At 40.8% G+C, this 14,747-nt stretch carries 13 protein-coding genes; 9 read left to right on the top strand and 4 right to left on the bottom strand.

Going from position 1 to position 14,747, the window contains the following annotated elements:
• Nucleotides 1–161: 161 nt before the first annotated feature.
• The 4 genes from LHV68_05390 to LHV68_05405 all read right to left on the bottom strand — a co-directional run bounded on the left by LHV68_05390 (nucleotide 162) and on the right by LHV68_05405 (nucleotide 4,413).
• On the bottom strand, nucleotides 162–1,226 hold the full coding sequence (locus LHV68_05390) for a hypothetical protein (GenBank protein MCB4791303.1): 1,065 nt from the start codon (nucleotides 1,224–1,226) through the stop codon (nucleotides 162–164).
• Complete coding sequence (locus LHV68_05395; GenBank protein ID MCB4791304.1) at nucleotides 1,223–2,083, bottom strand: ParB/RepB/Spo0J family partition protein; 861 nt, start codon at nucleotides 2,081–2,083, stop codon at nucleotides 1,223–1,225. The genes LHV68_05390 and LHV68_05395 overlap by 4 nt, the downstream gene beginning before the upstream one ends.
• Before the next feature lie 111 nt (nucleotides 2,084–2,194).
• Nucleotides 2,195–2,974, bottom strand: a complete 780-nt coding sequence (locus LHV68_05400; protein MCB4791305.1) for an AAA family ATPase — start codon at nucleotides 2,972–2,974, stop codon at nucleotides 2,195–2,197.
• Between the two features lie 116 nt (nucleotides 2,975–3,090).
• On the bottom strand, nucleotides 3,091–4,413 hold the full coding sequence (locus LHV68_05405; GenBank protein MCB4791306.1) for a radical SAM protein: 1,323 nt from the start codon (nucleotides 4,411–4,413) through the stop codon (nucleotides 3,091–3,093).
• Nucleotides 4,414–4,904: 491 nt separating this feature from the next.
• Between LHV68_05405 and LHV68_05410 the strand changes: the two genes are divergently transcribed.
• The 9 genes from LHV68_05410 to LHV68_05450 all read left to right on the top strand — a co-directional run.
• The gene (locus tag LHV68_05410; GenBank protein MCB4791307.1) at nucleotides 4,905–6,002 is read left to right on the top strand and encodes a response regulator; all 1,098 of its coding nucleotides are present in this window, start codon (nucleotides 4,905–4,907) and stop codon (nucleotides 6,000–6,002) included.
• Nucleotides 6,003–6,119: 117 nt separating this feature from the next.
• A complete protein-coding gene (locus LHV68_05415) occupies nucleotides 6,120–7,079 on the top strand; it encodes a 6-phosphofructokinase (protein ID MCB4791308.1) in 960 nt (319 codons plus the stop codon).
• Nucleotides 7,080–7,170: 91 nt separating this feature from the next.
• Nucleotides 7,171–7,632 carry a cyclic nucleotide-binding domain-containing protein gene (locus LHV68_05420; protein ID MCB4791309.1) on the top strand — a complete coding sequence of 154 codons (462 nt, stop codon included), beginning with the start codon at nucleotides 7,171–7,173 and terminating at the stop codon, nucleotides 7,630–7,632.
• On the top strand, nucleotides 7,613–8,797 hold the full coding sequence (gene tyrS, locus LHV68_05425; protein ID MCB4791310.1) for a tyrosine--tRNA ligase: 1,185 nt from the start codon (nucleotides 7,613–7,615) through the stop codon (nucleotides 8,795–8,797). Before LHV68_05420 ends, tyrS begins: the two co-directional genes overlap by 20 nt.
• Before the next feature lie 203 nt (nucleotides 8,798–9,000).
• Nucleotides 9,001–9,678, top strand: coding sequence for a Crp/Fnr family transcriptional regulator (locus tag LHV68_05430; GenBank protein ID MCB4791311.1), 678 nt, complete (start codon nucleotides 9,001–9,003; stop codon nucleotides 9,676–9,678).
• Nucleotides 9,679–9,819: 141 nt separating this feature from the next.
• The gene (gene hisS / locus LHV68_05435) at nucleotides 9,820–11,082 is read left to right on the top strand and encodes a histidine--tRNA ligase (GenBank protein ID MCB4791312.1); all 1,263 of its coding nucleotides are present in this window, start codon (nucleotides 9,820–9,822) and stop codon (nucleotides 11,080–11,082) included.
• Nucleotides 11,083–11,256: 174 nt separating this feature from the next.
• Entirely contained in the window at nucleotides 11,257–11,466 is a 210-nt protein-coding gene (locus tag LHV68_05440) for a hypothetical protein (protein ID MCB4791313.1), read from the top strand.
• Nucleotides 11,444–11,926, top strand: coding sequence for a hypothetical protein (locus LHV68_05445; GenBank protein MCB4791314.1), 483 nt, complete (start codon nucleotides 11,444–11,446; stop codon nucleotides 11,924–11,926). Before LHV68_05440 ends, LHV68_05445 begins: the two co-directional genes overlap by 23 nt.
• Before the next feature lie 393 nt (nucleotides 11,927–12,319).
• Nucleotides 12,320–14,747: DUF2141 domain-containing protein (locus LHV68_05450; GenBank protein ID MCB4791315.1), on the top strand; the 2,428-nt coding region annotated here is incomplete at its 3' end.

The following is a 14,747-nucleotide window of genomic DNA, read 5'->3' on the forward strand; positions in this document are numbered from 1 at the left end:
GTGCTCCCTAGCACTACTTCGTTAAGTCGAATATCATACGACACTCTTTCTTCTTCGGTGTCTTTGCGAGGAGCGAAGCGACGCGGCAATCTCCAAAACGTCGAGATTGCTTCTCCCGTAAAGCGGGATCGCAATGACAAACCTCACTTAACGAAGTAGTGCTATCTGGTAACAGAGATCTCAACAGGAGCACTTGAACCAATATTTCCCCATATATCCTGGGCTGAGCAGCGTATAAGAAGGCTGCCGGCAGGAAGGTTGTCGGCTTTTAGGGTAAAAAAGTATGGAGCGCCGTAGACATAACCTCCGTGTTTTTCCCATTCATTGCTGTCTTTAATTGATACTTCAAGCCAGGCTTTTTCGATTTCATTTCCTATAATTGAAACAACAAGAGTTTTGTTGGCGGTACCGTCCCTGCCATCTTTTATATCTACTATTGTAACCTCTATATCCTGCTCTGTGCCTGCAGGGATAAGTTTCAGGCATATGGCAGGTTCAAATATAGTAATAGCTGTTTTTAAGGAAGCTTTTAGGTCAAGAGGCGGGTAGCCGCGGATTTCGTTGTTAAGCCAGGAATTGACTTTTTTACTCCCCCATCCGCCGGCAAGCACAGGGCTGCTCGAAGTAGATACAAAAAATGGCGTAGGGGACCACAGAGCGATATAATTCGGGCCTTCAAAGTTCACTTCTTTTATAGGCACCTCAGCCCAGAACCACCTGGCTTCTCCGACCCCTTCAAGAGCGTTTTCATAATCAGCTTCACAAGGTATGTCTTTTGTCTGCGTTAAAAAATAGCTTTGAGATGCTTTCCAGGAGGGGCTTGAAGAAAGAGCCATGTCTATCTCGCCCGGGATAGGCTCTTTTTCCCAGATAGGTCTTTTAGGCACGTTTTGAGTTTTTGTACGGCCGAGTTTTGCACCGATATAAGCTTTCCTGTACTCTCCTTTTGGCGGTTGAGGGATCATTTCTATCCAGCAGACATTGTACCCGGCATACCAGCTGCCGTCCCAGCCGCCGTTGGCAAAAATATTGTAGTCGTTTATATTTGTAAGCTCAGATAAATAAACAGGCAGGTTGAGCGAATGGATTAGTTTGTTTTGAGGAGGTTCGCTCTGCATATTAATCAGGATGGAGCTTTTTGCGCTTTTTTCAACCGCGAAAGAAAGACTGTAGAATAAAATTAATGACACAATCAGCAAAACCGGTTTAAAAATTATCTTGTTCATTTTCTTTTTGATCTAAGTATTAATGAGAGCCTTTCAAGTTCTTTTAAAGAATAATAAAATATTTCGACCTTGCCTTTCTTCGGTTTCCCTACTATTTTTACTTTTGCACCTAAGTGGCGTTGAAGTTCTTCAGCAAGGCTCGTAAGCTCTGCGTCGGATTTTTTCTTTTTCTTGCCAGATTTCAAAACTGATTTCCAGCTTGCGACTATTTTCTCTATTTCTCTGACGGTAAGTTTCTCCCTCAGGATCTTTTCTCCGAGCATTTTCTGCTTTGTCTTGTCATCTATGCCTGCAAGTATCTTGGCATGGCCTATGCTTATCGCGCCTACGATTATAGCTTCCTGTATATCCTGGTCCAGGTTTAGGAACCTTAAAGTATTTGCAATGACTGACCTGTCTTTTCCAAGGGTCTTGGCCAGGTCTTCCTGGGTAAGTTCAAACTCCTGGGACAATCTTTTGTAAGCCCTTGCTTCTTCTATAGGGTTTAAGTCTTCCCGCTGCAGGTTTTCGATTAAAGACAGCTGGAACTTTTCTTTGTCATTGACCTGCTTTACAATACAGGAAACCTCTTTTAAGTCCGCGATCTTGCATGCCCGGAGCCGGCGCTCGCCTGCTATGAGCTCGTATTCACCCGGAACCATGCTTTGAGTTACCACAAGAGGCTGGGCCAGCCCGTGCTCTTTTATTGATTCTGCCAGCTCGCCTAATTTGGTGTTGTCAAACTCAAGCCTTGGCTGGAACCTGTTAGGCTTTATTTTTTCTATCTCAACTTTTATGATATTTTCTGAGATGTTGGATGCTTCAGGTACTGTTTTTGGAAGAAGCGATTCAAGCCCTCTGCCTAATGCTTTGTGCATAAAAACCTCCCGGACTAATTGCAAAGTGCAAAATTAGCAATTAGCATTGCAAAATAAAGAAGTAAATACTGTTCAATTTTCAATGCTAATTGTTAATTGATAAATTTATATTTAAGGTGTTACAACAACAGCTTCTTGCCTTGAAAGAAACTCGTGCGCCAATTCAAGGTAAGCCTGGGCGCCGCGGGATGATTTATCATATAAAATGATAGGTTTTCCGAACCCGGGGGCTTCTGCAAGCCGGACTGTCCTTGAAATAAGGGTAGTATAGACCTTTTCTCCGAAATGCTTTTTCACCTCTTCTATGACCTGTTCGGATAGGTTAATCCGGCTGTCATACATAGTTAAAAGTATCCCTTCTATGGTAAGGTTCTTATTTAGGTTTTGCCTTATTAAATCAATGGTTTTTAGAAGCTGGCTTAACCCCTCAAGCGCATAGTATTCGCATTGCATTGGTATTATCACAGAATTAACCGCAGCCAGGACATTTACTGTTAAAAGCCCCAATGATGGCGGGCAATCAATAAATATGTATTTATATTCTTTTTTTAGAGTTGAAAGGATATTCTTTAGCTGGACTTCCCTGTTTTCCATATTAACGAACTCAACCTCAGCACCTATCAGGTCAATACTTGTAGGCGCAAGGTCCAGCGAGTTCACCTCTGTGGGCCTTATTATATCATTCAGGGACAACTGATTAGTCAACACTTCGTAAATGTTTTTAGTTGTGTTTTTATCAACACCCAGCCCGCTCGTAGTGTTTGCCTGCGGGTCAAAGTCTATCAATAGTGTATCATTCCCTAAAGAAGCGATTCCTGCAGCAAGGTTTATAGCTGTGGTTGTTTTTCCGACCCCGCCTTTTTGATTTGCGATAGCTATGATCTTTGCCATGGCCATTATTATAGCAAAATAAAAATAAAAAATGCAAGCATGAAATAAAATTGTTCCACATGGAACAATTTTTAGTGATTAGTTCGGAGTCAAGAGTAGTAACTCCGAACTATAAACTAATAACTCCGAACTTTTAAGTTCAATTCTCTTGTAAGGTTTTTAAGTTCCTGGGCCCTTTTCCATTCTGACAGTTCGTATATAGGGAAAAGAGAGTTATTGTGCCATAAAGGGTCATCACAGGGCAGGATATTTTTAATTTTTTCCCAGTCCGCAGTTCCTGGGATAGGCGAATATTCGGCTATAAATACAAATGCTCCGTTTTTATTGGCGTACTTTATGGATTCTTCAATTTCAAAGAAATCCTGGCCCGGCCTGCCCATAAGGATATAAGCGCCGTATTCCCCCTTTTTAAACCCTGCATTTTGCAGGTTTTGACAGGCTGTTTGAAATTCAGCCGTATTTAATTTATCTCCGCTGTTTTTAAGGCTTGTGCTGTTTACCGTTTCAAGGCTTAGCCTTGGCATTATAAAATTAGTTTTTTTTAGAAATTTGGCAAGATCTTTTGTTAAATATCTTGCATGAAGGCCGTTAGGTGTATGAAAAAAACCAGTAACTCTCAATTTTTGTATTTGCGAAAGGATAGGTATTATATGCTCTTCGGGTTTATAAAACAAAGCATCGTCGTAAAAAACAAAGTTTTTTATCCCTGAGCCGTAAAATTTATTTATCTCAGATGCGACCAGGACAGCCGGTTTTCTTTCCCATTTTCCACCCTCAAGCACACCTATCGCGCAATAACTGCACCGGAAGGGGCATCCTGTACTGGTACGTAGCGCAACATAATTGAGTTCGCTATAGAGTTCATACATTGGGCTAGGATAATCTTTGAAACACAATTCCTGGATATCCGCTATCTTGAGTTCTTTAAAAAGCCTAAAAAGTTCGGATAAGTTATTCCCCTTCACCACATAGTCGGCCCCTGAGTTTGCTATTGCATGGTCATAGCATAAACTTGCATAGATTCCCCCCAATATTACCGGAATACCGGGAAAATATCCTTTCATGGTATTTATGGCTTCGATTACTCCGGGGTACCAGTAAGTCATGCCTGAGGTTATCAAAATTACATCAGGTTTAGGTGTGTTTTCAAGAGCTTTTTTGAAGGTTTTATGCGGCATTCCGTATCTTTTGTATTTTCTTGGTATTTTTTTTAGAATTTCTGGTTTTTGAACCTCTTCCTGCAAATACTTGCCGCAGCCCCACCGGTTTGATACCGGTTTTAGAAGTGCCGGGTGATTCCTGTCCATACAGTCGATAAGATTTATATTTGCGCCGCTGTTTTTTAATATACTTGCGATATATAAAAGCCCCAAAGGTTTAAGCCAGAGGTCATATGCCGCAAAATCATAGATCGGAGGATTAATTAATAAAAATTTCATGGTTAGTTATGAGTCTTGAGTTCTGGGTTGTGTGAAGAGTCAACGATTTTGGTTTTGCTCAAAACTTATTTGTTCCACGTGGAACATTCACAAAATCAAAATAGGTTTTTTAAAGAACCTATTTTGATTCGAAACCGCGAAGCTTAATACAGCTTACCCCGCCGTGATGTAAGTCCCGCCTTGGCGGGAATGAATGTAATGATGGCGGGATGTCACGTTGTTCAAAGGAGCCTCCGGCTCCTGCCGGAGGGGTTCCACCTGTTCAAATAAAACATTTGTTAATTTAATTGAAATATCAATCAGTTTTATGCAATAGCATGTCTTTTGAAAATCTTGCCATATAAATATTAAATTCGCAAAATATATTTTAACTTTACCATGTCGTTCAAATTGTTTAGCTTGATTTAGGCAAAACAATCAGCCCGTATAATTATACATTTAATTATTACATGTTTATTTTTTAAAGTCAAGATTTTATTTTAAACTACCATTTGACAATAATTATAGAGTTTGCTAAAATTAATTTAAACAAATTTTTAAAATCAGGCACCTGTGCATTTTTAAGGGGATACGACACCAAAGACAGCAAGGTTTCGATACCGGGTACAGGAATATCGGGCTTTAAAACAAAAATAATGGAAAAAAAACAGACTATCTTAATAGCTGACGATGAATTCAGCGCAAGAAGTATATTAGAAAAATTGATAACCGACCAGGGCTACAACGTAATTACTGCGTCTGACGGACATACCGCAAGAGAAAATATATTGCGCTCAAACCCTGACCTTATTATCCTTGACAATTATATGCCCGGAATATCGGGCAACGATATTTGCCGGGAAATAAAATCCAATCCTGAAACAAGGTTTATTCCTGTAATTACCCTTACAGGTTATACGGAAACCCCGGATAAGATCGAGGCTATAGAAGCAGGGTCCGACGATTTTATAAACAAGCCTTATAAGGCGGTAGAACTCTTAACCAGGATAAAATCCCTATTAAAAGTAAAGGCGTTGTATGACGAACTTGATTCTGCGGAAGGTGTGATATTTGCCTTAGCCCGGGCCATAGAAGCTAAGGACACTTATACCCAGGGGCATACGGAGCGTGTAAGCCAGTTTGCTATCCTGGTAGGCCACCACTTCGGCCTTTCAAACGATGACCAAAGCTATTTATTTAAAGGCGGCATACTCCATGACATAGGAAAGATAGCCGTTCCCGATGCCATTTTAAACAAGCCGGGGATGCTTACCGACGAAGAATTTGCCGTGATACGCTCCCATCCTGACAGGGGGGAAAAGATATGCCAGCCGCTCAATTCGATAAAATCTGCGCTAACTATAATCCGGCACCATCATGAAAAAATGGACGGCACGGGGTATCCGGATAAACTCTCCGGCGAAAATATCCCGGTCGTAGCGCGTATCATGGCTATAGTTGACGTCTATGATGCTCTAACCACCAACCGGTCTTACAGAGCGGCTATGCCCCAGGCAAAAGCTTTTTCGATATTGGATAACGAAGCGGACAAAGGCTGGTGGGATAAAAGGATATTAGCCGAGTTTAAAAAACTTGTGGTATATGTCTAGAAAAGGGGTGGGGAAGAACCCCGCTCTTCCTAAAACTAAGGGCTCAAACTCTGTTTAGACGTGATAAAAAATAATTAATATGATAGGCATTATTCTCAATTATAAAGGAAGGGCGGGGTGAAAAGGGTCGCGGTAATTACTTCCGGTGGGGATGCACCAGGAATGAATACGGCGATCAGGGCTGTTGTAAGGGAAGCTATATACACGGGTTTTGATGTACTGGGTATCCAGCACGGATATGCAGGGCTTTTAGAAAACCAGATAATACCCCTTAACACCCGTTCAGTTTCAGGTATAGTCAATCTGGGCGGGACTATGCTTAAGACCTCAAGGTGCCAGGCAATAAAGACTGAGGCCGGCATCATAAAGGCCGTTGAAATACTAAAATCTCATTGTATTGACGGAATAATAGGGATCGGAGGGGACGGTTCCCTTTGTGCCCTTGAACGGATATCCAGACACGGTATAAACGGAATATCTATACCTGCTTCTATCGACAACGATGTATTCGGTACGGATGAAACAATAGGTTTTGATACAGCCACGGATACGGCTATAGATGCGATAGACAAAATAAGAGATACAGCCCAGAGCCATGAGAGGATATTTATAGTGGAAGTCATGGGCAGGGAACACGGCTTTCTTGCCCTTCAGATCGGCATCGCAGCCGGCGCCGAGTTCGTATTGGTTCCCGAGATAAAATATAACATAAAAAAAGTTTGTGAAGAACTTAAAAAAGAGGTAAAAAAGGGAAAAACATCCATCATAATAATATTTGCCGAGGGAGTGGGAGACCCTTTTGTGTTTTCAAAAGAGGTACAGAAAGCCACTAACCTGGAAGTCAGAGTAACAGCGCTCGGTTATATCCAAAGAGGCGGCTCTCCGTCGGCAAGGTCAAGGGTTTTGGCAAGCCTTTTCGGTTCTCATGCTGTAAAGATATTTGAAAAAGGGAAAAAGAACAGGCTTGTAGTTTTAAAAAACGGCCGGATATCCGATGTCCCCTATTCGCAGGTTATCGGCAAAGAAAAGAAAATAAATATGGAGTTGTACGGCCTAATACGGCACTTGGCTGTTTAAAAAATAGACTACAGACATCAGACGTCAGACCACAGACAAAAATGTTGTAAGTCTGTAGTCGGAAGTCTACAGTCTGTAATCGGAGGTTTATATGGAATTAACACCGCAGGACCTGGCCTGGTCAAAAGAAGCTCTGACGAGGACCGGGTTGTTTGCTGCCTGTTCAGACACGGAGATAAAACTGCTTATGGACGGCCTTGAAAAAGAGCATTACAAAATGGGTTCAACCATACTTTTTCAGGGCGAAATATCAAGCAAACTCTGCTTTATAGAGACAGGGCTCGTATCTATAAATGTCCGGAAGGGGAAAGAAAAGTTAAAAGTAGCAGAACTTGGGCCAAAAGCTTTTTTCGGCGAGATATCCCTTCTGACACCCAGGGCAGCCACAGCGACGGTAAAGGCAGAGGCAGATACCGACATAATATTTCTTGCAGGAGAACTTGTCCAGAAACTCGTAAAAACAGACCCTATCGTGGCGGAGTTCATAAACAAAAAGATTGAAGAAAGGTTAAAATCACAGCAAAAACCTCAGGATGAAGAACCCCCCAAATAAAGATAATATGAACAAAACACTTGAACTCATAAAAAGAGGGACGACAGAAATAATCTCTCAGGAAGAACTTGTAAAGAAACTCTCTAAGAACACTCCTCTTCGCGTAAAACTTGGTGTTGACCCCACTGCTCCGGACATTCATCTTGGGCATACTGTGCTCTTAAATAAACTAAGGGTTTTCCAGGACCTCGGGCATAAAGTCGTATTTATAATAGGCGATTTTACTGCACGGATAGGCGACCCGTCGGGCAGGTCTGAGACCCGCTCTATGATGAGCGAGGAAGACATTCTAAAGAACGCAAAAACCTACCAGAAACAGGTATTTAAGATATTAGATAAAGACAAAACCGAAGTGGTTTTTAACTCTCATTGGCTCAACCCGCTTGGCCTTGCAGGGTTTTTGAACCTGGCAAGCAAGTATACTGTTGCAAGGATGCTTGAAAGGGACGATTTTGAAAAAAGGTATAAAAACGACGTTCCTATAGCGCTTGTTGAGTTCATGTACCCGCTTTTACAGGCCTATGACTCTGTTGCGGTAAAGGCGGATATAGAGCTTGGAGGAAACGACCAGAAATTTAACCTTCTTGTAGGCCGCGAGTTCCAGCGTGATTTCGGCCAGGAGCCGCAGGTAGTCATAACCATGCCGCTTCTTGAAGGGACTGACGGCGTAAGAAAGATGTCAAAATCCTACGGCAATTATATATCTCTCGACGATACCCCGTGCGATATGTTCGGCAAAATAATGTCTGTTTCAGATGAGCTTATGTTCAAATATTATGAACTCCTGACCACGGTTGACTTAAATGAAGCAAGAAAACTTCACCCAAAAGAGGCAAAAGAAAACCTTGCTGAAGAAATAACGGCCAGGTACCACGGCAAAGAAAAGGCAGAAGAAACAAGGAAAGAATTTGGCAGCGTAGTTTGTAACAAAAACCTGCCGCAGGACATAGAAGAGTTCGCGGTTGAGAAAAAAGAGGTGCAGTTATCAGAGCTCCTTCTTTGTTCAGGGCTTGTTCCGAGCAAAAAAGAGGCCAGAAGGCTTATGGAGCAGGGGGGTGTAAAGATCGCAGGGGAAAAAATAACTGAAGATAAAAAAATATTGATAGAAACAGAAACCATAATTCAGGTGGGAAAAAGAAAATTCAAGAAATTGGTCTGCAAATAGGAACAGCAAGAAATTTCGAATCTCGAATACCGGAATCCGAAAAAATAACCAATAAGGCAAAACGGCCAAAAGAAAAATAGAGTTGAAGACATTTTTAAAAAAGACATTGAATTTGAATTGCGTTTGCTGTTTTTGAATATTCAATATTGTAGTTTTTTTCGATATTCGAAATTGTTTTTTCGAAATTGCCTTGGGGAGGGAAAATGGTAAGGTTAAATTATCTAAAAAAAGTTACTTTTTTTTCGGAGCTCGAAGAGAGCGATCTAAAGAAGATAGTCCAGATAGGGAAAAACCAAAGATTTTTAAAAGATAAGACCATTTTTAATGAAAATACTTCCGGCGAACGGTTCTATATAGTCCTATCAGGCAGGATAAAGATATTTACGAGGTCCGGAGAAAAGAAAAAAACCCTTGCTATCCTTGACAGAGGCGAATTCTTCGGAGAAATGGCCTTGCTTGACATGGAACCAAGGTCTGCTTCAAGCATCGCCCTTACAGAAAGCGAGCTTGTTGTTATAAAGAAGCAGGATTTCAGGAAGCTGCTGGCAAAATACCCCAGGATATCGTTTCAGATAATGAAGACTTTATCCCAGCGCCTGAGGCAGGCAGACAAAGAGATAGAAGCCCTTACTTTTGGAGACGTGATAGGAAGGCTTGCAAATACACTGCTGGAATTCGGCAAAAAGTACGGGCAGGAAACTCAGGAAGGCCTTAAAATAAACATGGCGTTCAGCCACCAGGATATAGCAGAGGTCGTAGGTACCGGAAGGGAGATGGTATCAAGAGTACTCAACCGGTTCAAAAGGCTTAACTGCATCACATATTCCAACCGTTTTATCGTATTGACAGACCAGAATAAGCTTAAGCAATGGGTAAGATAAACATAATGCAAATATCAAATTGCAAAATGCAAAATTAAGGTGTCCGCTATGCCGGACTTATTAAAATTAATCCCGCAAAGCGGGATACAACAATTTTTCATTTTGATATTTTCATTTTGCATTTAATATAAGGGGTTTTCATTGAAATACAACGCGCCGCGCGGCACCCATGACCTGTGGGGAGATGCTGCGGAAAAAATAAGGGTTCTTGAAGATATATGCTGCAATATCTTTAAAATTTATAATTATAAAGAAATCCGTTTTCCTACCTTTGAAGACGCAGACCTGTTCACCAGATCTATAGGCGAAACCACTGATATAGTTGAAAAAGAGATGTATGTATTTAATGACAGGAAAGGAAGAAGGCTTGCGCTAAGGCCCGAAGGGACAGCAGGCGTAGTACGATCATATATAGAAAACAACCTTGAACAGATTTTAGGCATAAGCAAACTCTTTTATATGGGCTCGATGTTCAGGTACGAGCGGCCTCAGGCAGGCAGGTACAGGGAGTTCCTTCAGATAGGCGCAGAGTATTTTAACAACCCGTCGCCCGCGGCAGACGCAGAGATAATCCTTGTAGCTAAAGAAATATTAAACCTTATAGGCTTAAAAGATATAAGTATACATATTAACTCTCTTGGATGTCCCGGATGCAGGCCAAACTTCAGGAAAGCCCTTAAAGATTATTTCTTAAATTGCAAAGACCTTTGCGTTGACTGCAATAAGAGGATAGAAAAGAACCCATTGCGTGTCCTTGACTGTAAAATTGACAGCGAAAAATTCAAAAATGCACCTAAAATTGAGGGTTTTTTATGCCAGGAGTGCAGCACTAATTTCAGCCAGGTGCAGGAACTTTTAAGAATATCAGACTGCCAATTTATAATAGACCACAACCTTGTAAGAGGGCTTGATTACTATACAAGGACTGTTTTTGAAATTCGTTCAAATGCTTTAGGTGCCCAGGATGCTTTAGCAGCCGGCGGAAGATACGATAATCTGGTAGAAGAAATCGGCGGGCCTTTTACTCCTGCGGTCGGGTTTGCCCTTGGCTCCGAGCGTGTAATTATGGCGTTAGACAAATTGAAAATAAATTTAGGTATTAATAAAAACAAATTGATATTTGTAGCAGTTTCTTCTCAAAGCTTGGAAAAAAGCGGTTTTATTCTTGCAAACAAACTAAAAACATTGTATTGTAACGCCAATAATAAGTATACTTATATAATAGAAGGGCCGTTCGGAGAAAGGAGTTTAAAAAGCCAGCTTCGGCTTGCAGATAAGCTTTGTGCAGATAAAGTTATTATTTTTGGAGAAGAGGAATTTAAACGAGGCTGTGTGTTATTGAAAGATATGACCAATAACACACAGAGCGAAATAGCTCTTGGCGAAGTGCAGGCTGATATTTAGCAAAAGGGGTTCATTGAAAAACCTATTTTTTGTCATTCCTGCGCAAGCAGGAATCTAGAGAAGTTGTCTGTCGTCGATATTCCTGGATTCCCGCTAAAGACATGCGGGAATGACAAAATATGTTGGACAGTGATATAATACAATATTTATTTTGAACAATTAAAAGATAGCTTTATGAAAATATTAAGGAAGGGTAAAAAAAATGGCCGTACTTTTATTTTGGGTAAGTTTACCCATAGTGAAGAAGATCTGCTTAATACAGAAAAGTCTTTTAATGACGCTTTAGCAACCTTAAATAGCATAAGAAAAGAAGCAGAATTAATACAGTACGGCAAAATACCGGAGTTCAACAGGAGTATTTATGGAAAAAGAAAAGCCTGCTGAGCAAGATTATCTGGACTTTATTGAATGTCTCAATAAGCATAAAGTAGATTATCTTATAATTGGCGCTTACGCAGTTATAAAACACACGAAAATATCGCGTTATACAAAAGACATTGATTTTTGGATAAGAGACACTATTGAGAATGCCGCCAAAACAACACAAGCAATAAAAGATTTTATCGGGATTGAAGAAAATCCAAGAGCCTTGCTTGTAAAAGATGAGATTTACTATATAGGCATAGAACCAAGAAGAATTGATATCTTTTGCAACCAAAAGGATTTAAGCTTTGAAGATGCTTTTAAAAGGAAAGTAAAAGGTGATTTTTTAGGATGTGCTGTTTCTTATATTTCTATTGATGACGCAATATTTTTAAAAAAGATTTATAAAGATAAAGGAAATGAAGACAAGTACGGAAAAGATATTAAAAGGCTTGAAGCTGTAAACAAAAAAAACAGATAAAAGTGATATTTTGGCTTGTGACTAAAATCACATTTTGTTATTTTTAGTCGGAAAAATAGAGCGCTGCCATAATTGTTTCTTATATAGCTTGACAAAGATATTTATTTTAGCTATAAAATAGTACCTGCGAAAAAAAACAGTATTTATGCGAAAAAAAGCAGCATATAATTCAAAGCAAGCAAAACAGGCAGTAAACGCAAAAAGTGCAAAAAGTTATGTAGCATAAAGGTGTCATAAAAAACCCAAATCACCCTATGTTAATTCTTGATTTAAAACAAACAACTTCAATTCAAACAACATGCATATTAAAATCAGCCGAAGGTCTATTCCGGCTATTTTCATCGTTAAATAAAATTCATCAGCCCCTGTTCGGGGCAAACAGGAGGAAGTGCAATGTTTAAAAAGATTATGTCCGGTGTTATGTTTGTAAGTGCAATTACGTTATTTACGGCAAGTCTCGCTTTTGCTATGCCTGCGTGCCAGGTAGTCCAACCTATACAGGCAGCAGTGCTTACCGGTGTCGTAACTATTTCCGGCACGGCTACCGACGACTCAGGCGGTATAACTACATGCATGTTCTATTTAGATTATGGAACTGGCAATCAAAGGCTGTTAACAACAATAGGGCCTCTGTCTCCTTTAATGAATACAAGCTTTCAATACGTTTGGGATACGACTAACCAGACTACAGGAGCCCCAGATGGAGCACATACAATTTCAATGTTTGTTAGAAATATTTCTATGATGGATAGCCCGGAGTCTACGCGTATTAACGTTACTGTAAGCAACGACGGCGGAGGGCCTTCGGCGCAGTTAATTAATCCTACAAACGGAGCTACAATAACAGGGCTTATAGCCGTAAGCGGTACGGCTGGTGGGGATACTTTTCAATCAGTTCAATTATTGATTTCAAATGACAATACGTTTACTTCCAATGACACGTATCCAATGTCTATAACAAGCGGATTTTATACAGTTTATTGGAGCCCATCCTCAAGCGGGTCCAAATACCTGAAAATACAGGCGTTGCCGACACTAAGCGGATCAGCCGTAGAATCTAATATTGTTAATGTAACTGTCAACCTTACCGGAGGCGGAAGCCCTACTGCACAGATAGTCTATCCTACAGTTGATCAGACGATTACAGGGCCTACAACTATAAGCGGTACTGCATTCGGCGGAACAATAAGCGGTAATCCTGAGGTTATGATTGCCGAAGACTCAACTTTTACAACTAACAGCGGGTGGATGCAAATGGTAATGACCGGCAGTTTCTATACCTGGAACTGGCCTGCGGCTGCATCAGGTGATAAATGGATAAAGATGAAAGCTCTGATAAACAGCACCCCTACTGAATCAAGCGCTGTACATGTTGTAGTAAGCGCAGGCGGCGGAGCAGGGAATTCCATAAACGGCACAATAAACTATTGGAACTACCCGAAAATGAGCGGTACATTATATGTAGTAGTTGGCACAGCAAACGATATTACAAATACAGCAGCGTATGTAAAAAAGGTTCCTTTCTTTAACTACAGCCCCTGGAGTTATGATTTCAGTTACAACATTTCGGATCTTGCAAACGGGACGTACTATGCTTTTGCGTTCCTTGATATGAATAACAATAATGCTTATGACAGCACAGAACCGAGCGGATCGGTTATTGGCGCTTCAGAAATAAGCCTTGCGGGCTCGCCTGCCTATAATATGAATATAGAACTTCAAAACTCTGCAAATATGAAATATCTAAATATAAATAGCCCGCAAAACGGCAATTCAATTTATAAATATGCAACCTGGGGAAACAATATAGATGCGGAAGCCTACGATGGGTCAAGCACAATTGACAGGTTGGAGTTTTATCTTGGCTCTGAAACAACCCCAAGGTTTACCCAGAAAAATGACTGGTATTATAATCCGTTATGGGGTTCATTTATGGCAGATTATTCTGTAATGCCAGCAGGCAACCTTGATATAACGGTAAAAGTTTATACAACCGCTGACCTTGTAAACCCGAGCCAGACAAAAACAATAACCATTACATTAACCGATACGCAGCCGAAGAAAATAAACGGTATGGTTATGTACCAGGGCACAAAATTCGGCAATGTGATAGTGCAGGCATACAAAGAAGACAAAACAACCCTGATGGGCTCTGTTACTCTTCCGAACCCGAAAGACTTTAATATCACTGTATCAACTACCGGGAAATTCTTAGTAAGAGCTTTCATGGATATAGACGGCGATGGGGTATATGATGCGGCAGATGACCCTATAAGTGCGTTCGCCGGCCCGTTCGAAATAACAAATGCGTTCAATGATACGTGGGGCGCATACGTAGACCTTCTAGATCCGGGTTCAGCTTTTACGTATAAAATAGAAGGCAAAGTTGACTATCCCGGTTTTCAGATGAAAGGTCCGCTCTATGTTACAATATCATCCGGCACTGTAAACAATGTTCTTACTAACAAAACCCAAATAATCTATGGTGATTATTGGTCTAAATGGTACACATTTGACGGTTTGACAAACGGGACTTATTTTATCAAAGCTTTTGTAGATGCAAACAATAACACTATGTATGATGATGCGACAAATACAAACGGACCTGGCGGCATTTCTAATCCCCAGGATCCTGCAGGTTTTTATAATAACGGAATGGGTTCATTTAGTACCCCGGAATCGGTTACATTATCAGGCCAAAACTTAAACCTTGGTTTTTTTAACATAAATAATCCTGGAATGACCGGCGGCGGAACCGGTGGGACAGGCGGAACCGGTGGGACAGGCGGAACCGGTGGGACAGGCGGAACCGGTGGGACAG

The sequence above is a fragment of the Candidatus Liberimonas magnetica genome, from assembly GCA_020523885.1.
Taxonomy (GTDB): domain Bacteria; phylum Elusimicrobiota; class Endomicrobiia; order Endomicrobiales; family JAFGIL01; genus Liberimonas; species Liberimonas magnetica.